General features: G+C 64.2%; 17 protein-coding genes. 5 read left to right on the top strand and 12 right to left on the bottom strand.

Annotated elements, in window-relative coordinates; genetic code table 11:
• Positions 1-58: 58 nt before the first annotated feature.
• A complete protein-coding gene (locus FHW96_RS10150; protein ID WP_172340445.1) occupies positions 59-1618 on the top strand; it encodes an FAD-binding oxidoreductase in 1560 nt (519 codons plus the stop codon).
• Positions 1619-1684: 66 nt separating this feature from the next.
• Here FHW96_RS10150 and FHW96_RS10145 read toward each other — a convergent pair whose 3' ends face one another.
• Complete coding sequence (locus FHW96_RS10145) at positions 1685-2725, bottom strand: DUF1838 family protein (protein ID WP_172340444.1); 1041 nt, start codon at positions 2723-2725, stop codon at positions 1685-1687.
• A 204-nt stretch (positions 2726-2929) separates the two neighbouring features.
• On the opposite strand from FHW96_RS10145, the gene FHW96_RS10140 reads away from it, so the two are divergent.
• Positions 2930-4159: a class I SAM-dependent methyltransferase gene (locus FHW96_RS10140; RefSeq protein ID WP_172340443.1), complete on the top strand. Its 1230-nt coding sequence runs from the start codon at positions 2930-2932 to the stop codon at positions 4157-4159.
• Between the two features lie 8 nt (positions 4160-4167).
• Positions 4168-4548, top strand: coding sequence for a hypothetical protein (locus FHW96_RS10135; RefSeq protein WP_172340442.1), 381 nt, complete (start codon positions 4168-4170; stop codon positions 4546-4548).
• Between the two features lie 90 nt (positions 4549-4638).
• On the opposite strand, the gene FHW96_RS10130 is transcribed toward FHW96_RS10135, so the two are convergent.
• The 6 genes from FHW96_RS10130 to FHW96_RS10105 form a co-directional block, all read right to left on the bottom strand.
• Positions 4639-5547, bottom strand: coding sequence for an alpha/beta hydrolase family protein (locus tag FHW96_RS10130; protein ID WP_371815684.1), 909 nt, complete (start codon positions 5545-5547; stop codon positions 4639-4641).
• On the bottom strand, positions 5544-5930 hold the full coding sequence (locus FHW96_RS10125) for a cytochrome c family protein (RefSeq protein WP_172340441.1): 387 nt from the start codon (positions 5928-5930) through the stop codon (positions 5544-5546). The genes FHW96_RS10130 and FHW96_RS10125 overlap by 4 nt, the downstream gene beginning before the upstream one ends.
• A 57-nt stretch (positions 5931-5987) precedes the next feature.
• Positions 5988-8156 (bottom strand): TonB-dependent receptor, encoded by a 2169-nt coding sequence (locus FHW96_RS10120; protein ID WP_172340440.1) that lies wholly within the window; start codon positions 8154-8156, stop codon positions 5988-5990.
• A 171-nt stretch (positions 8157-8327) separates the two neighbouring features.
• Positions 8328-9713 (bottom strand): MFS transporter, encoded by a 1386-nt coding sequence (locus tag FHW96_RS10115; RefSeq protein ID WP_172340439.1) that lies wholly within the window; start codon positions 9711-9713, stop codon positions 8328-8330.
• Between the two features lie 109 nt (positions 9714-9822).
• Positions 9823-10470, bottom strand: a complete 648-nt coding sequence (locus tag FHW96_RS10110) for a hypothetical protein (RefSeq protein ID WP_172340438.1) — start codon at positions 10468-10470, stop codon at positions 9823-9825.
• A complete protein-coding gene (locus FHW96_RS10105; protein WP_172340437.1) occupies positions 10467-11282 on the bottom strand; it encodes an alpha/beta fold hydrolase in 816 nt (271 codons plus the stop codon). The genes FHW96_RS10110 and FHW96_RS10105 overlap by 4 nt, the downstream gene beginning before the upstream one ends.
• Before the next feature lie 172 nt (positions 11283-11454).
• Between FHW96_RS10105 and FHW96_RS10100 the strand changes: the two genes are divergently transcribed.
• Positions 11455-12684: an MFS transporter gene (locus tag FHW96_RS10100; protein ID WP_172340436.1), complete on the top strand. Its 1230-nt coding sequence runs from the start codon at positions 11455-11457 to the stop codon at positions 12682-12684.
• Here the strand turns inward: FHW96_RS10100 and FHW96_RS10095 are convergent.
• The 5 genes from FHW96_RS10095 to FHW96_RS10075 form a co-directional block, all read right to left on the bottom strand.
• Positions 12678-13535, bottom strand: a complete 858-nt coding sequence (locus FHW96_RS10095) for a cupin domain-containing protein (RefSeq protein WP_172340435.1) — start codon at positions 13533-13535, stop codon at positions 12678-12680. The two genes, FHW96_RS10100 and FHW96_RS10095, sit on opposite strands and share 7 nt — an antisense overlap.
• Before the next feature lie 99 nt (positions 13536-13634).
• Positions 13635-14849 carry an MFS transporter gene (locus tag FHW96_RS10090; protein WP_172340434.1) on the bottom strand — a complete coding sequence of 405 codons (1215 nt, stop codon included), beginning with the start codon at positions 14847-14849 and terminating at the stop codon, positions 13635-13637.
• A gap of 111 nt (positions 14850-14960) precedes the next feature.
• A complete protein-coding gene (locus FHW96_RS10085; RefSeq protein ID WP_172340553.1) occupies positions 14961-15821 on the bottom strand; it encodes a DMT family transporter in 861 nt (286 codons plus the stop codon).
• A 60-nt stretch (positions 15822-15881) separates the two neighbouring features.
• The gene (locus tag FHW96_RS10080) at positions 15882-16082 is read right to left on the bottom strand and encodes a hypothetical protein (RefSeq protein WP_168601450.1); all 201 of its coding nucleotides are present in this window, start codon (positions 16080-16082) and stop codon (positions 15882-15884) included.
• Positions 16083-16152: 70 nt separating this feature from the next.
• Entirely contained in the window at positions 16153-16866 is a 714-nt protein-coding gene (locus FHW96_RS10075) for a glycosyltransferase (RefSeq protein WP_172340433.1), read from the bottom strand.
• Between the two features lie 245 nt (positions 16867-17111).
• Between FHW96_RS10075 and FHW96_RS10070 the strand changes: the two genes are divergently transcribed.
• A complete protein-coding gene (locus tag FHW96_RS10070) occupies positions 17112-18260 on the top strand; it encodes a ThuA domain-containing protein (RefSeq protein WP_253950860.1) in 1149 nt (382 codons plus the stop codon).
• Positions 18261-18262 lie beyond the last annotated feature (2 nt).

Here is an 18262-nt window from a genome sequence, read left to right as displayed (position 1 = left end):
CTTGCTTGCGCCAGCGATAGAGGCTGAATATGCCCCCACAGATGAAAGGCCCGAACCGATGAGCGCAACAATGCAGGATGACACGCTGATGGCGCGGCTGGTTGAGGCTTTAGGCGCGGGGGCGGTGGTGGATGATGCCGACCGCCTCGCCTATGTGGCCAACGATGTTTACCGCACCGGCGGCGCGCCTTTGTGCATCCTGCGCCCGGACAGCGTGGCGGCGCTGCAAACCGCCGTGCGCCTTTGCGCCGAGGCGGGCGTGGCGATTGTGCCGCGCGGGGGCGGGGCCTCCTATACCGACGGCTATCTGTTTCCGGCGGGCGGCCATGTGTTGATCGACACGGGCGCTCTGACCGCGATGGAGATTGACGAGCGCAACGCCATCGTCACCGTCGAAGCGGGCGTGACCTGGGCCGCGCTCAAGGCCGCTTTGGACGCTCGGGGCTTGCGCACGCCCTTCTGGGGGCCGTTTTCGGGCATCGCGGCCACCGTGGGCGGCTCGGTCAGCCAGAACAGCGTCAGCCACGGCACCGCCGCCCATGGCATTTCGGCGCAAAGCGTGCTGGGGCTTGACGTGGTGCTGGCCAATGGCGAATTGCTGACCACCAATGCGGCCGAATCGATGCGCTTTTATGGCCCGGACATCACCGGCCTGTTCACCGGCGATTGCGGCACGTTGGGGGTAAAGGCGCGCATCCGCCTGCCGCTGATCGCCGCCCTGCCCCATGCCGAGGCGCTGTCTTTCGCCTTTGACAGCTTCGAGGCCTATCACACCGCCGTGCGCCGCGCCCAGATCGCCCGGATCGACGACAGCCATTTCATGATCGACCTTGCCCTTTCGCAGGGCCAGATCGGACGACAGCAAAGCGTGGGCGCGCGGATGCAGATCGCGTGGAGCGTGTTCAGCAAGGCCCCCAACAAGATCAAGGGCTTGGCGCAAGTGCTGAAAATGGCGCTGGCGGGCGAAGACCCGATGCGTTCGGGCCAGTATATGTGCCATTTCATCGTCGAGGGCTTTGACGCGGCCGATGCTGCGCACCGGGCGGGTCATCTGCGCCGCATCATAGGCGATGACGGGCGCGAGATCGCCAACACCATCCCCGCCTTTGTCCGCACCATGCCTTTTGCGCCGCTGGGCAATATCCTTGGCCCTAATGGCGAGCGCTGGGTGCCGATCCATGGCGTGCTGAACCACGAACAGACCGTGCCGTTTCACCGCGCGTTCAAGGCGATGCTGGCCGCGCGCAAGGCGGATATGGACCGGTTGGGCATCTGGACCGGAACCATGGCCTCGCCGGTCAATTCCAGCGGGTTTCTCTATGAGATCGCGCTCTATTGGCCCGATGCGCGCACGCCCTATCATCTCGAAACACTGGGCAAGGATTGGATCGCGGGGCTGAAGGACTATCCGGCCAACGCTGAGGCCAAGGCCTATGCCAATGAGCTGAAGGAAGCGATTGTCGCGCTGATGCAGGATTATGGCGCGGGGCATTTCCAGATCGGCCGGGCCTATCCCTATCAATCGCGTCTGACGCCGCAGGCCTCGGTGCTGGTGCGTGCATTGAAGGATCAGCTTGACCCCAAGGGCGTGATGAACCCCGGCGCGCTGGGTTTCTGATAAGCCGCAGATGCAAAAAGGGGGCGGGAAGGTTGATCCTTCCCGCCCCCTTTTTTTGTTCACCCCTTACTTGGCCGCAAAGGGATTGCGCGGCGCGGGCGGCTGGGGCGGGGCCCAACCGGCGGGCACGGGCGCGGGCTTCTGCTCGCGAGCGTAGTTTTCAAGGCTGGAGAGCGACGGGCCGTAATCCGTTTCGGGCGCGTGCAGCCACTTTTCATCCATCGCGCGGGCAGCCGCCGCCAGATCCTTGGGCAGACCGGCAATGCCATCGGGGATGGTCGAGAAATGGGTGAAATAATTCATATGGCCCGGCGCCTGCCCCATGAGCATCCAAGGCAGCCAGGGGGTCACCCGGCTCCACGACCCGGTGTGGGGGATGTGGGTCAGATAGGGATTTTCGACATCCTCTTTCTTGACCACATAGATGAACTGTTCCGACACGCGGTTCATGAAGCCCGAGCTTTCGCGCGGCCATTTGTCGGGCTGGAGCGCGTTGGGATACATCATGTCGATCCCGGTGTTCAGGATCATCGTGCCTTCCGGCCCCCACTGCCAATCCTGAAGGAAGGGCTTGGGTTCGCGCTTTGCCGTCTGCAACCCGCCATAGCTGGGCGGTTCGGGCACGAATTCGCTGATGGTGAAGTTGAACGGGTCGTTGGCGATGGGCACCACGCGGACGCGCTCGCCGGTATAGGGATTGTCCCATTCTTTAAGGATTTCGTTGGTGTTGATGTCGCGATAAAACACGATCTCGCGCAACAACCGGCGCCATGAACCATCGGCCTGACGGTTGATCCGGACGAACGAAAAGCCCTCGACATTCATCAACGGGCGCACCGGCTCATTGTCGCGCACGCCAAAGATCTTGCCGCGGATCCAGCCGCATTTTTCCTTGCCCGGCGCCACGTCCGCATCCAGACGGGCATAGGTGTCGCGGGTCCACTTGGGGTCCTTGAAGTCGATCTTGGTCGCGAAATCGATCACCGGCTTGCCCTTGGCGCCTGCCTTTTTCGCTGCCGCCTCGGCCGCCGCCGGAACCAGCGCCGCGCCGGCCGCAGCCCCCGCGATGCCCAGCGCGCCGCGCCGACTTACCTTCATCTCATCCATCTTCATCCGACTCCTGATACGCCCAAGCGGGGGATAATCTTGGGCGCAGTTTTCCGTATTCCTGTCTGCATCACACGGCGGCAGGCTGACGCTGTCCACCAGACGGATAGCGCAGGACGCTCCGCCTTGCCATCCGGCCCGCAACCACCCATTTCTGGTCCCAGATCAAAATCCCCCGGTGCCCATTTTTCCGATGGAGTCGAGATGCTCAACACGTTTCAGCAAGCGAGCCACAAGATGCTCCCCACCGCGACGGCCGATGAAGCCGCGCGGCAGGAATTTGCCAAGAGCCTCAAAGGCTTTGTTCAGAGCACCCTGCTCCCCGGCCTGACGCCGGTTTACAACACGCGCGTCTCGCAGGCCTTTGAAAAAGAGCATGACCGCAAGCCGCAAAACCGCCGCGACATCCGCAACGGCATGGTCAAGGACGCCTATTTCCAGCATTACGCCGCCACCAACCGCATCGCGCAGGAATTGCTGTGGGAATCGGTCAATGTCTCGGTGGACCGCCAACTGCCCGAACTGATCGAGCGCGCCCGCGAACTTTCGGCCGGCACCAAGGCGGAACTGCGCATTCCCGAAGGCTTCGTGCCGCCGCGCTATGTCACGGCCTTCGACATCCACTGCATGCCCGGCGGCTATTGCAGCGAAGTGGCCAAGGATGACGTCTCGGTGGGCGCACTCTATGATCGCGGCGTGTTCCTCTATGCGATGGGCTATACCGGGCCGGACAATGACGACATGGGCCGCAGCGTGTGCAACTATCTGCGCCGCAACGCGCCGGATTTCAAACCGCGCCGCATTCTCGACATGGGCTGCACGGTGGGCCATTCGACCCTACCCTATAAGGAATATTTCCCCGACGCCGAGATCTGGGGCATCGATGTGGGCGTGCCTTGCGTGCGCTATGCCCATGCCCGCGCCGCAGGCATGGGGCTGGAGGTCAATTTCGCCGCAATGAATGCGGAGGAAACCAGTTTCGAGGACGGCTATTTCGATCTCGTCGTCAGCCATATCCTGCTGCACGAAACCAGCGGCAAGGCGATGCCCCGCGTCTTTGCCGAAGCGCATCGTGTGCTGGCGCCGGGAGGGCTGATGATCCATGCCGATCTGCCGCCGTTTGACCTGATGGACCCGTTCACCCAGTTTATCCTCGACAACGAGACCTGGTACAATAACGAGCCCTTCTGGGGCGCGATGCGCGACATGGACCAGATCGCTCTGGCGGAAAAGGTCGGGTTTGACCGCACGGCCGTGAAATTCGACACCGCGCCCATGGCCGTGATGGAATTTGCAGCGCAAGCCGATGGTTACAGCCAGCAGGCCGCCGAGGACGTGGCCGAGCGCGAATTTACCGCAGGCGAATTTGCCCCCGGCGGCGGCTGGGAAGTGCTGATCGCCCGCAAGGCCGACGTGGCCGCTCTGGCCGCCTGAGAGGATTGATGATGACCGACACGATCGCCCCGCCCCACATCGAACGCCCCCACGTCATCCGCGACGCCAAGGGCAAGCGCCCGCAATTCTATGACACCGACGGGCTGGACACCGCCATGTCGATGATCATGGTGCTGGCCAGCGAAATCTCGACTCTGCGCGACCGGCTGGACAGCGCCGAACGCGCGGCAAAAGTGCAGGGGATCGACCTTGCTGCGGGAATCGAGGCGCTGGTGCTGGATCAGGAAGCGCTGGAAGAGCGCGAGGCGCGGCGTCAGGATTTCCTTGGCCGCCTGTTCTATCTTGCCCGCAAGGACGCACAGGAAGCGCGCGATGCGGAAACCGAGGCGGGGTTTGCCAAGGCGATTGAGGAAATTGCCGAGCAGTAAAAGAAAGGATGCGAGGGCCTCAGGCTCTCGCATCCTCATGATGGTTTCGGCTTTGAAATGCGGCGTTGCGGGCCCAAAAGCCCGCGACGCTTATTTTTTCATCAGACGCACCGGCAGATCGGGCGAGACTGCGCGATCCAGCGCAGCCAATGCCTTGCTGTCCCCCCGCCCATAGGCGCCAAGGAACAGGCCCGCGATCCGGTTCGCATCCTTCAGCCCCTGCACCGCAGGCGGCCCCTTTTGCGCATAGTCACAGATCAGCCCGCCAAAATAATGGCTGACGTCCGACAGGACCAGACCATAGCGATTCCCCCCCGGCGCGGCGGCCTCATAGGCGTCGAGATGCACTTTCCAGCCATCGCGATCCGTCGCCGTCATCCCCGGCACCAGATCGAGCGTCCCGGTCTGCACCAGCGCGGGCACCGAGAGCTTGCCATAGCCCTCGCGCGTGATCAGCACAGGGATCGCGGCGGGCGGGGAAAAGGCGATGACCGCCTTGGCCTTGCCGTCGCTCTGCGGACCTGACCAGCCCTGCGGCGCCACGCTTTGCGCCCCGCCCAGCACCAGCGCTGTCAGCCCGCCATAGGAATGACCCACCGCCACATAGGGCCGATGGCCGATATGGGCGGTCAGCGCCGCAAAATCCTCCAGCCGCGCCTTCCAACTGGCCAATCCGGCGAATTTGGCCGTATCGGGATGCTCGCGCGAGTCCACATGCAGCGGGGCCAGCACATGCCAGCCCGCCGCGACCATCGGGCCGATCAGGGCCTCGTAAAAGCGCGGCGATGAAGCCGCGCCATGGCTGAACAGGATCGTGCCGACCGGATGGGCCGGACGCCATTGCGTTACGGACACCTTGCGCCCGCCCGCTGCCTCGATCTCGAACACAGCGGACACCGGCGCGGCCAGCGCGGGCAGCGCAGCCCCCACCCCAAGCGCCGCGCCCGATGCGATCATGGTGCGACGGGAAAGCGGCGCGCCGCTCACTTCCCCGCTCACTTCACCGTCTTGAGATAAGCGATCACCGCCTTGCGATCTTCCGGCTTGGGCAGACCGGGGAACAGCATGATCGTGCCCGGCGCCAGCTTGGCAGGCGCGGCCAGCCACTTGTCCAGATTGCCCTCATCCCAGGTCAGACCGGCCTTGGCCAGCGCGGGCGAATATTTGAAACCGGCCGCTGCGCCCGCCTTGCGCCCAAATACGCCAGACAGGTTCGGCCCCACCTTGGCCGGGGCACCCGGCACCACCGCATGGCACGCCCCGCATTGCAGAAACAACAGCTTGCCCCGCACCGCCGGATCGGCGCCCTGCGCCTGCGCAGCGCCCGCCGTTGCCAGCCCCATGGCCACCGCGGCCAGCCCCATGAAACGCGAAACCTTCATCCCTCTTTCTCCATTGCGCGCGGCGGGCGGCACCCGATGGCACCGCCCGCCCGTATTTTACATCTTATACGTAAACGTCAGCTGCCACGTGCGCGGATCGCTCATGTAACGCGGGCGCACCACCGAGAAACCAAAGCCGGTGGTCCACACGATCAGGTTGGTCAGGTTCTTCACATTGGCGCGCAGCGACCAGTTGTCCTTGCCAAAGCCGAGATAGGCATTGGCGATCGTGGTCGAGGGCACATGGCCGATGTAGAGATTGTCGGGCGTCGAATAGTAATCCGAACGTGCCGTGGTGTTAATGCCCATCGTCACCTCGCCGCCATGAGCGAGCACAGCAGCATCCGCGCCGAACGAGACCTGATATTTGAACACATTGGTCATCGCATTGCCGACATAGGAGGCAACGCCCGCAACCGTGGCGGCCGATGCCTTGTACTTGCCGTCATTATACGTGCCATTGGCCCAGAGCGTCAGGCCGGTGATAGGCTTGATCGAAAATTCGGCCTCGACGCCCTTGTGATCGGCGGCGTAATTCTGGGTGATGAAGGCGCCGGTGCCGGTCACGCTCTGTTGCTGCAGGCTGGAATAGTCGTTGAAGAAGGCCGAAATGTTGAGCTTGCCCTTGCGGTCAAGAAACTCGGTCTTGAGGCCCAGTTCGTAGGCCTTCATCTTTTGCGGAGCGAAAGGCGAATTGAGCGCCACCGCATCGCTGGCCAGACCATTGTAGCCGCCCGCCTTGAACCCTTCGGAAAAGCTGGCATAGGCCATCACGCGCGGGGTGACCTGATATTCCAGCGCCGCCTTGGGCAAGAAGGTGCCCCAACTGTCCTTGCGATTGACCGCCAACCCGGTGATCACAGCGTTCAGCCTCTTGTCATCCTGCGTATAGCGCCCGCCCAGCGAGAGCGTCAGTTCCGGCGTGAAATGGATGCCGATCTGGCCAAAGGCGGCATAGGAATTGGTCTCGATGTTAAAAACCGTGGTCGAGGGCGTGAAGAAAATGCTGGAGAGCAGCGTCTGCGCGCCCGTTTCGCGGAAGAAATAGAGCCCGCCGACATAGCTGACCTTGCCGTTCAGCACATCGCCATGGAGTTGCAATTCCTGGCTGAAGGATGTGTCATGCAGCGAGGAGGTGCGGTCGAACAGCGAAGTATAGCCCGAGAGCGGCACGCCCAGCGCCGACCATGGCACGCCGCCCGAAAAATCCTGCGCCCAATTGTCGCGCAGATGGCTCCAGCCCGTGATCGAGGTCAGCTTGGCGCTGCCCACATCGGCTTCGATATTAAGGTTGGCGCCATATTGCACCACCTTGGTAAAGCTCTTCGACGGGCTGAGGACGATCTGGTACGAGCCGCTGGTCGGCGCCACGGCCAGATAGTCATTGCCCGCATAGGTGGGCGAAAGCGCCGAAGGATAAAGCCCGTCGCCATCCAATGTCGAATAATAGCCCGACAGGCGCGCGGTCAGGCCTGCGCCGACATAGGCCAGATCGCCCTTCACCCCGTAATAATTCTCCGCGCCCACCTTCTTACCCAGCGTGGCATTATACTGGCGCCCGCCATCCTGGCCGCGATAGAGCGCCGAGACCCCGGCGCGCCATGCGCCATCAGCCGACAGCGGCGTATTGCCCACCAGCTTGATGCTGCGCCCGCCCCAGCTTCCCGTACCGAATTCCAGCTTCAGCCCCGGCGTGGCGCCCGGCGTGCGGCTGACGATTTTGAGCGCGCCTGCGCTGGAATTGCGGCCATAAAGCGTGCCCTGCGGCCCGCGCAGCACTTCGATCCGCTCAATAGCCAGCAGGTCGATAAAAGAGGCAGCCGCGCGCGGCTGATAGACATCATCGATATAGATGCCGACTTCGGGTTCCGATGTGACATTCGCGCCATCCGTCACCCCCCCGCCGCGAATATAGGGCGTGATGCCCGCCGAGCCGCCCGAAACGGTGCGGATCTGAACGTTGGGCGCGATCTGGCTGATGTCCTTGACGTTGGTGATGCCCTGCTTGGCAATCGTCTCCGCGCCCAGCGCCGTCACCGCCACGGCAACCTTTTGCACGGTCGAGGCAGTGCGGGTGGCGGTGACGGTGATGTCGGCATTATCCGTGGTGGCGGGGGCAGTGGTGGCGGGGGCAGTGGTGGCGGGCGCCTGCTGCGCCTGTGCCGCGCCGCCGATGCTCAGCGCCAACAACGCCGCGCCCGCGTAGAACCGGTAAGAATTCCTCATGTTCGCTTAACTCCCCTGGCATGGTTGATCCCATGCCTATGCGGGGAAAGTTTGCGGCACTTGAGGCGACGGACCATCACCCGACGGGGCTTTCTCCGCAGGGTGGGCAAATTCTGTTCGCCCTGCGAACACATGTGCCATAGCGGTGAAAAGCCAAGATAGGACAATGACTTATCCGCCAATTACAGGCAGGCGATAGCGGCTGAACACCAGCAGCGCGAGGCCCTGCATCACGGCGGGAATCACGCTGTAGAGCAGGATGATCCCGGTAATCGCATGGGGAGTCTGGCCCGCCGCGCCGCCGGTCGAGGAAACAAAGCCGAAAGCGCTCATCACCAGCCCTGCGATGACCGGCCCCATGGCAAAGGCCAGCTTTTCAAAGGCGGAGAACAGCCCGGCAAACACGCCTTCATTGGCCACGCCCATCAGGCGGCGTTGATAATCGACCGTATCGGTCATCATCGAGAGCGCCAGCAGGATAAACCCGCCATTGACCATGCCGATCACCACCGCGCGGGCCAGCACCAGCACATGCTGCATGCCCAGCGCCTGCGCGCCCAGATGGCCGACCACGTCATCGGCGGGCGCGGCCCACAGCCAGGTGATCGTGACCGCCACCCAGACCAGCGCAGCGACCATATAGGCGCGCGGCTTGCCGATACGGCGCGGCAGCCAGAGCCAAAGCGGCTGGGCCGCAAGGCTGGCCGCCGACATGCACAGGATGAAGATCGGGATCAGCCAGATCGCCTCCAGCGCATAAAGGAACACAAAGCCGATCACCGTATAGGAGGCCGCCTGACCGATGTTTGAAATGAAGCTGGTGGCCAGCAGCACGAGGAAAGGCTTGTTCTGACGCACCAGCGCCAGTTGCTGCCAAAGATTGCCCGGCACATCGCCCGCCATGATCAGCGGCACCCGGCGCATCCCGCCGGCCGTGGTCAGCATGGAAACAAGGCAGATCGCGCCCAGCACATAGCTCATCATATGCCAGCCCGCCGCGCCGCCCCCGAAATGCTCGATGATCGGCTGGGCCACGCCCACCCCGATCAGCACGCCGAACGTGGCAAAGAACATGCGCAGCACCATGATCCGGTTGCGCTGATGCGGATCGCCCGACAATTCGGCCGCAATCGCCAGATAGGGAACCGAATAGATGCTGAAGGCCGTGGACCCAACGAAGAACAGCGCGCAGACCGTAGCCGCGGCCCAATAGGGGCTGGAAAAACTGGTGGCCGCAAACAGCGCCACGAAAGAGGCCGCCGTGCCCAGCGCCCCGCCGATCAGGAAAGGCGTGCGGCCATAAAGCGCCTTGACCCGGTCCGACCACGCCCCCACCAAAGGATCGCACAGGATCAGCCACAATTTCGGCCCCAGCACCACCAGCCCCGCCAGCCACGCCGGAACCCCCAGCATCGTGGTCATGAACAAAGGCAGCAGCACGGCGGGCGTATCGCGAAACACCTGCGCGCCCAACTGGCCGATGCCATAGCGCAGCACGACGCCGGTGGGCACCTTGTCGTGCAGATCGGCCTGAAGGGTCGTGGCGGGGGATGTCATCGCGGGCATTTCCTGTGGCTTCGGGGGATAGGCTTGGTGGCCGGATTGCAACGGCCCGCCCATCCGCATTCTTGCGCAAGCGCGGCTATAGGCGTGTCTTCACCCAGACTTATCCGCCCTGCGGACAATCATACCAGTGGGTCAGTTCAAACCATGCCGGAACCATGGCCCAGCGCATCATCAGGAACAAGCCGTCGCCCGCGCGCACCCACAGATCCGCCGGTGGCCAGTCATCGCGCCAGCGCAGCCGATAATGCCATGCCGCAAAATGCCCCGCCGCCACGTCTATCTCGCCCGGCCCCATATAGGCGACCGCGATCTCCATTGCCTGCATATGCAGATCCTCCTCGCCATTGGGCGAGATGGAATTGGTGATAGCGGCAATGAGGCGATAGTCTCCGGGCGCATCGGTCCCGCGCTGATGAATGATCAGCGCGTCGCCCGACAGCGGGTGCAGACCCAGATAGGGCAAGGGGGCGCCCAGCGGCAGGACATGATCGCCGCAGACCGCCTGATCCGGCCCGACGGAAAAACGCATCAGGCTTTCGGCCCCGCCCTGCCAGATGCGGCATTGCCCGTCATGCGGGCGGAAATCATCGCCCATACCGATCGAGACTTCGCGGATCAGGCCAATATCCTCCATCACGCAAAGCGCGCGCAGCAGGCGGCGGCCCTGCGCGGCGATGAGGTCGAAGGTTTCATACCCCGTCTCTTGCCCCGCCGCGTCGCGATAGGCGATCCGCCCGCTCAGGATCACAGCGATTTCAAAAATTGTGCGACGGCATCGGCCCAGCCCTGCGGATCTTCATCGCAAATATCGATACCGCCGCCCGCAATCTCGGCATAGGCGAAATCGGGGCAAAGGGCGCGGGCGGCCTGCGCCCATGGATGGGTCATATCGCCCGTGTTCGACAGGATCAGCACCGGCAGCGCCAGCCTTTGCAGCGGAGCGGTATGGTCATAGGCAAAGGCCGCGCTATGCCCATAGGCATAGGCCCCCATGCGATAGGCCTGCATCGCCTGAACCACATAATCGGTGATGCGATCGGGCGCGATCCGCCCTTCCGACAGCCTTTCGCGGATACGCGCGACATCGACCAAATGCGCTCCCCCGGCCCGTGCGGCAAAGGCGATTTCGCGCGTGCAAATATCCTCGGTCAGCGCCTTGCGCTCATTCTCGGGCAGGATCATCGGCCCGTGGATCACCAGCGCCTCGACCCGGTCGGGCGCGGCAAGGGCAAATTCGGTGCCCACCAGCGCCCCGGTGTGATGCCCCGCCACCGCCGCCCGGCCGATGCCCAGCGCATCCAGCACCGGCGCCACGCAGCGCGCATAATCGGCAATGACGGGCGCGGCCGGGGGCGCATCCGACAGGCCAAAGCCCGGCATGTCGATGGCGATGGGCGCAAAACCATGCGCGATCAACGGGGCGAACACATGGTCGAATTGCCCGCTTGCCATGATCGCCTGATGCAGCAGCACCAGCGGGCGGGCGCCCTCGGCCAGACTGGCTGATGCATATTGATAATGGATCTGGCCAAAAGGCCCGTCGGCATAGGCGCGGCGCATCAATTCCTCCTGCTCGGTCGGCGGGCAGTCTGCCCATAGGCCGCGCCAAAGCCTCGGCCCCGGCGCGGATTATCCGCACAGCGGAGTGCGGGCCGGGGCATCGTTGCCGCCGGGCCGCCCTGCTGCGCCAAATCGCCTCTTAAACCACAAGCACCGAGGCCCCATGAGCAATATGCCCCAACAACCCCTTACCGCCCGCGAGGAATTCTCGCGCGGGTGGGGCGTCATTCTGGCCTCCACACTGGGCATAGGTCTGGGGATGGCGGCGGTGCCGACCTATTCGATGGGCCTGTTCGCACCCTATCTGGTGCGCGAATTCGGATGGTCGGTGGGTCAGATCATGGCCTCGATGTCGATCATCACGCTGATGTCGCTGTGGGCCGGGCCGTCCTATGGCGCATGGGCCGAAAGGATCGGGGCGCGGCGGATCATTCTGGTGGCGATCCCCTTGTGGGGGCTGGGCTTTGTCTCGCTCTCGCTGCTCACCGGTTCGCTGGTGCAGTTCTATCTGACATGGCTGGCCATCGGCCTTGTCGGCGCGGCCACTTTGCCGATCACCTTTACCCGCGCGGTCAATCGCGGCTTTGACCGGGCCAAGGGGCTGGCGCTGGGGCTGGCCATGACGGGCACAGGCCTGTTCGGCATTTTCGGCAAGCCCTTTCTGGGCGCGGTGCTGGCGGCCTATGGCTGGCGGATGGGCTTTGTGGCGGTGGGGCTGCTGCCGGTGCTGATCGCCTTTCCGGCTGCCTTTTTTCTGTTCCGCGAGGAGGAGCGCAGCACCCCCGACGGCCATCACGCCCCCGTCGAGCGCCCCGGCATGACCACACCCGAGGCGCTGCGCGACTGGCGCTTCTGGCTGATTGCGGCGGCGCTGGTGCCCACCTCCTTTGCCATGGGCGGGCCGGTGCCCAATCTGGAACTGATCCTGAAAGATGGCGGCCTATCGCCCGAACAGGCGCTGACGGTTACGCCGCTGATCGGGCTCGCCGCCATCATCGGGCGGCTGGTGGGGGGCTGGCTGCTGGATCGGATCTGGGCGCCGCTGGTGGGCTTTGTCATCCTCTCGCTGCCCGCCATCAGCCTGTGGTATCTGGGCAGCGGGCTGCTCGATGTCGGTCATGCGCGGCTTGCCACCTTCACGCTGGGTTTCGCGCTGGGCATCGAATACGATATGGTGGCCTTCTTTGTGGCGCGCTATTTCGGACTGCGGCGTTATGGCGCGATCTATGGCCTGCTCTATGTCTGCTTTGCCGCCGGGGCCGGGTTTTCGCCGATGGTGTTTGGCCATAACCATGACACCACCGGCAATTTCCATGCGATCCTTTCGGCTTCCTCCGTGGCGCTGGTCCTCTCCGCTGCCAGTTTCCTGCTGCTGGGCAAATACCGCCGCTTTGATCAATAGCGCGCGGGCGGGGTAAAAGGCACATCGGCCAGATGTGCCAGACGCAACGGCAGGTCCGGCCGATAGGGCGCGGCAAAATCAAAGCCCGCCTCCGCCTCGGTCCAGATATTGACATGCGCGCCGCCCACAAAGCGCATCAGGGACACGCTGCCCCAGCGCGCGCCATAGGGGCCGTGGGCGATATAGGGCGGCCGCCAGAAATAGGCTCCGGGATACATCGTCCCCTGCGGCCCGGTCAGCGATCCGGCAATAAGGTAGCTTTCCTCGACCACCGGATGCATCTCCTGCGGCCCCTTGTTGCCCTGCGGGATCGCCTGCGGCAGGATCAGCGAGAGGAAGGTGCGCTCGCCGGTTTCGGGATCCCGGCGCAGATCCTTGCGGCTAATGCCCAGATGTTTGAGCTTGGGATCGTTCAGGCTCATATCCCATGGCATGGCCGCCACATCCAGATAGGGCACCGCGCGGGCGGATTGTTCAGCCCGGCCATCGCCCGCATGGGCCACCAGTTTGGGATCGGCGCTGTAAAAGGCGATCAGCACGCAGCCCGTGCGCGTCGAGGTCGTGCCCCGCGTCCACCCTGCGGGCAGGAAGGCATAGGTGTCCTGCGCGTAATTCTGCCCGTTCAGCTCGATCTGGCCTTCGAGGACATAGAATTCCTCATCAGCCAGCAGATGCTCCGGCCCCTCCCGGCTCCACCCCGGCGGAAAGCGCAGCAGGACCGAACAGGCCCCGTCGCCCTCATCGCGGCTGAGCAGTTTGATCTCGGCATCGGGCCGCGCAAGGCCGGGGCCGATGCGCAGCCATGGCAGCATCTGGGCCTGTACAAATTCGATATGTTCGCGTTCCAGCATGGGCGTCCTCCCCTGTGACAGGAGCCCAGACTGGCCCAGCGCGGCGCCTGCCCCTTTGCGTCAGCGCAAAAGCGGCATCCGACAGGCGGAGAGAACCGATTATTCCTGCGCGCGATACGGCCCCAGACAAGCGATCAGCACCACCACCAGCCCCAGCCCCAGCCCCGATCCGGCCAGAGCCGCGCCATAGCCGCCCGTGGCGTCCACGCTATATCCCACCATCATCGGTCCGAGCGCCGCGCCAAGGCTGAACGTGCCAAGGATCACGCCATAGGTAGCGCCGTAATTCTTCATCGCGGCATAGCGGCTGGTGAAAAAGGCCAACATATCCACCTCGGCCCCCGCCGCCAGCCCCAGCATCAGCGCGGCAGGCAGCACCGGCCCGCCCAGCCCCAGCAGCAGGCACGAGCCCACCGGCATGGCCAGAAACACCGCCGCCACATAGGGCGCATGAAACCGGTCGAACAGCCAGCCCACGATCACCCTTGCGGCAATCACCGCAAGGCCAATGCTGGCCGCCATTTTCGCCGCCAACCCCGCGTCCATCCCCCGGTCCACCAGCATAGGCACCAGATGGATGATCAGCCCCGCCACGATCACCCCCACCAGAAAGGCAATGGCCAGCAGCATGAAGACGGGCCGGTTGCGCTCAAAATGGCCGCCTTCGCGGCTGGCAAAATGACCGCCCTGTTCGCCCACAGCAGGGGCGGGCACCTCGCGGCTTTGCATCAGGCCCAGCGGGATGCCCACCAGCGCGGCGGCCCCGGCCATCACCAGCGTGGCCGTGCGCCAGCCATCATGGGCAAAGATCGGCCCCAGCAGCGCCGGAACCAGCGCTGCGGCCAGCCCCGTGCCCACCAGCATCAGCCCCAGCGCCAGCCCGCGCGCCGCATCGAAACGCATCGAAACCATCCGCGCCCATGCCGCCGGTGTCGTGCCGCATCCGGCCAGCGAGACCAGCAGCCACAGCCCATACCAGCCCCACACCGAAGGCCCTGCCATCGAAAGCGCCACCAGCGCCAACGGCATGGCGATATAGGAGGCAATCGCCAGCGGGCGCAGCCCGATACGGTCCGCCAGCCGCCCGATCAGCGGCGCGGAGAGGAAAATGCCCAGTTGCTGAAACGTGGCCGCACCCGAAACCGCCGCGCGGCTCCAGCCGAATTCGGCCTGAAGCGGTTTGACAAACAGGCCCAGCGAGTAAAAGCCGATGCCCATCGTGCCAAAACCAACGCCCAGCGCGGCGGCCAGCACGATGGGCCAATGACGCGCCAGTTCCTGGCGCGCGGTGATGGGGGAATTGCGATCCGTCATGGGGTCATGATTGCGGGCATCGCCGTCGCGCTGCAAGCCGGGTCTATCCGACAGGCGGATAGTTATGAAAAATTCCGGTGACGGCGCCTTTGCCCGGTTTCCCCAAGGAAATCAGGCGCGCCGCCCCGCCAGCGATCCGCCGGCGCTGGCCGCGATCATCAGGGCGATGGCCAGCCATTGCGCGGCGGTCAGTCGCTCGCCCAGAATGATGAAGCCGACCAAAGCCGCCACAGCGGGCGCGGCGCTGGTCAGCACGCCAAAGACCCGCGCACTCAAATGACCCAACGCCTTCATTTCCAGCACATAGGGCAAGGCGCTGGACAGCAGCGCCACGCCGATGCCCAGCCCCAGCACCGAAGGATCGAGCAAATGCCCCCCCGCCGCCGACAGGCCGAAGGGCAGCGTGACGCAGCAGGCAATCGTCATGCCCAACGCCACCGCCGTGGTGCCGCGCACCTGCGCTGCGCGCTTGCCGACCAGAATGTAGAGCGCCCATGTCAGCGCCGCCGCCAGCGCAAAGCCTATGCCCGCAGGATCGAGCCGCATTGCCCCGCCCGGCCATGGCGCCAGCAGCAGCAAGCCGCCGATCGCCAGCCCCAGCCACAGGAAATCGCGCAAGGAACGGCTGGTGGCAAGCACCACGCCCAGCGGCCCGCAAATCTCGATGGCCACCGCAACGCCGATGGGGATCCGCGCAAAGGCGGCATAGATCAGCAGGTTCATGCTGCCCAGCGTCAGCCCATAGACCGCCAGCCAGCCCATCTGCTCACGTGACGGCATCGCGCGCCATGGCCGGGCAATCGCCATCAGCAGGATCGCCGCAATCGAGGTGCGCAGCGCCGCCACGCCCTCGGGACCAACGCTGGCGAACAAGGTCTTGCCCAGCGCCGCGCCGACATTGACCGATACCTGCGCGCCCGCCATGCATAGGGCAGCCAGCGCGGTTCCGTCAGTCTTGCCTGCGCGCTTCATCACGGGCGCCGGTCCTCCCATGGAGCCGGCCCCCGCATGGCGCAGGGGCACGCATCAGGCTCAATCCAGCAGCGCGCGCACCTTGTTGATCAGCGCGCCGATACGCTCGGCCGCTTCGCTGAAGGTCTTGACGTCTTCGCGGTTGGCATTGCCGCGCGCTTCCTTGGCGGATTCCAGATAGCCTTCCATGTCGGCTTCCAGAGCATCGACGATGATTTCGGCTTCGTCCTCGGTCAGCGTCAGTTTGATTGCCTTGGTCACGGGTTTTCCTGTCATCATAAAGGCCGCCCATCGGCATGGGCGGCAATCTGGGTCCAGAAGGACAGACGCCTTAGCGAATGTCCAGATAGCTCTTGGTGGCGGGCTTGCCGCGCAAGGCGATCGAGAAATAATTGATGAAATAGATCGCGGCGGTTTTGGCAAAGCCCTGCCGCGCCATGCGGCGGCCCGATGTGGGCATGACAAAGCTGGGCGAGAAGAGGACCTTGCCCTGCTTCTTCGCGCGCTTGGCGATGTCCACGTCCTCGCCGTAGAATTCGATCGTGGCGTCAAACCCGCCCATCTTGGTCAGCGCCTCGCGCCGGATGGCGAAATTGCCGCCCACCAGCATATAGCCGGTGAAATTATAGAGCGGGCGCGCGGCCACGAACCATGCGTTCGAGATGGCATTGCGCAAACCGCTGACATCGTAAAAGCTGTAGGGGCCCGACAGGCAGGCCAGCTTGTCATTCTTGTCGAACTGCTCGATGATCTGTTCGACCCAGCCCGCGGGCGGACGCGTATCGGCATCGACATAGGCCAGAATCTCGCCCTTTGCCGCCTTGAAACCGCATTGGCGGGCGCGGGTGATGCCCTTTTCCGCCTCAAACACATAGGTCACGCCCGGATAGCGTTCGACCACCTGCTTCGTGCCGTCGGTACTGTTATTATCGACAACGATAATCTCGAACGCCTTGCCCGCCACATTCCGCATGACCGCGTCAAGGCACGCGGGCAGATAATCTTCTTCGTTGAAGGCAGGGATAATCAGGCTGATAGTCGGCATGAAAGCTTGGTGTCCGGCGGTCTTAATGCTTGCGCAACAGCATGGTCTTATATGCTCCTGCCAATGGGGAATTGGCGCGCGCTATATCGCCCTACCCCCGGCAATGTCCAGCGCGGCGGGGCCATCTCCCAATGTTTCTTTTTCGCCGCGATGGCCCGACCGGCGCGGCTGCGTGCAATCTCCTATGGCAATGGTAGCGCAATCAGAGCATGATGATACCAAATCCATAAAGAGAGGGGCCGAATATGAGCATGATAAGAACGACAAAGCTGTTGATCGGGGCGATGGGCGCGGGTTTCGCATTGCCTGTCCTGACGACGCCCGCCTTTGCCGCCGATGCGGTCACCGCCAATGCCGTCAAGGATTGCCCGATGGCGCAGGCGCCCTATTCGATCGACAGCCCGCTCATCGACGTGCTGATCAACCCGGCGGCCAAGGCGGCGGCCGCGGCCGAACTGGGCGAGAGCTTCACCGGCCTCAACCCCTTCCTGACCGGCACCAAGGCCCCCACCTTCAGCGCCATCGTCTCGCTGCGCGGGGTGTTTTCCAGCGGCCAGGCCGGGCCGCCCAAGGATCCCGCTCTGTTGGCCCGGCTGGACGCGCGGCTGCGCCAATTGCCCGTCTCGAGCGCCGACCAACTGGCCCGATGCGCGCGCTATGACCATGAGCCCGCCGATCCACGCCCCTCGGGCAAGGGGCTGCATGTGCTGGTGTTTGAAAAGATCAACGGCTTCCTCGACGTCAAATCGGTGGGCGCCGCGCGTGAGGCGCTAATGGGGCTGGCGCAGGAAAACGGCTGGTCGATGCAGGTGACCGACAAGGGCGGCGCGATCCGGCCCAAAGTGCTGGCCCGCTATGATCTGGTCGTGTGGAACAATATCAGTGGTGATGCGCTGACCCTGCCCCAGCGCCGCGCGCTTAAAGACTGGGTCGAGCATGGCGGGGGCTTTGTCGGCATCCATGGCGCGGCGGGCGATCCGGCCACCTTCTGGGACTGGTACACAGACAGTCTGGTAGGTGCGGCGTTTCTGGGCCATCCGGCCAATCCGCAATTCCGTCCTGCCACGCTGCATCTGGAAGGCGAGGACCCGGTGACGCGCGGCATCCCGACGCAATTCGCGATGACCGACGAATGGTATTCCTTCCGCGCCAATCCCCGCCTGAAGGGTGTGCGCGTGCTGGCCACGTTGGATGAGGCCAGCTATGATCCGCCTGCCAATCTGCGCATGGGGGCCGATCATCCCATCGCGTGGAAACATTGCGTGGGCCGGGGCCGCGCCTTTTATTCGGCCATCGGCCATCCGCCGTCCAGCTTTGCCGACGCCAATTACCGCCGGATGCTGACGCAGGCGGTGGAATGGGCTGGGAAACCCGACCCCGGATGCGCCAAATAGAC

Origin of the sequence: Novosphingobium sp. SG751A (assembly GCF_013149295.1) — a bacterium.
Classification (GTDB): Bacteria; Pseudomonadota; Alphaproteobacteria; order Sphingomonadales; family Sphingomonadaceae; genus Novosphingobium.
The sequence above is the reverse complement of the archived record's forward strand: the minus strand, read 5'-3'. Positions and strand labels throughout refer to the sequence as shown.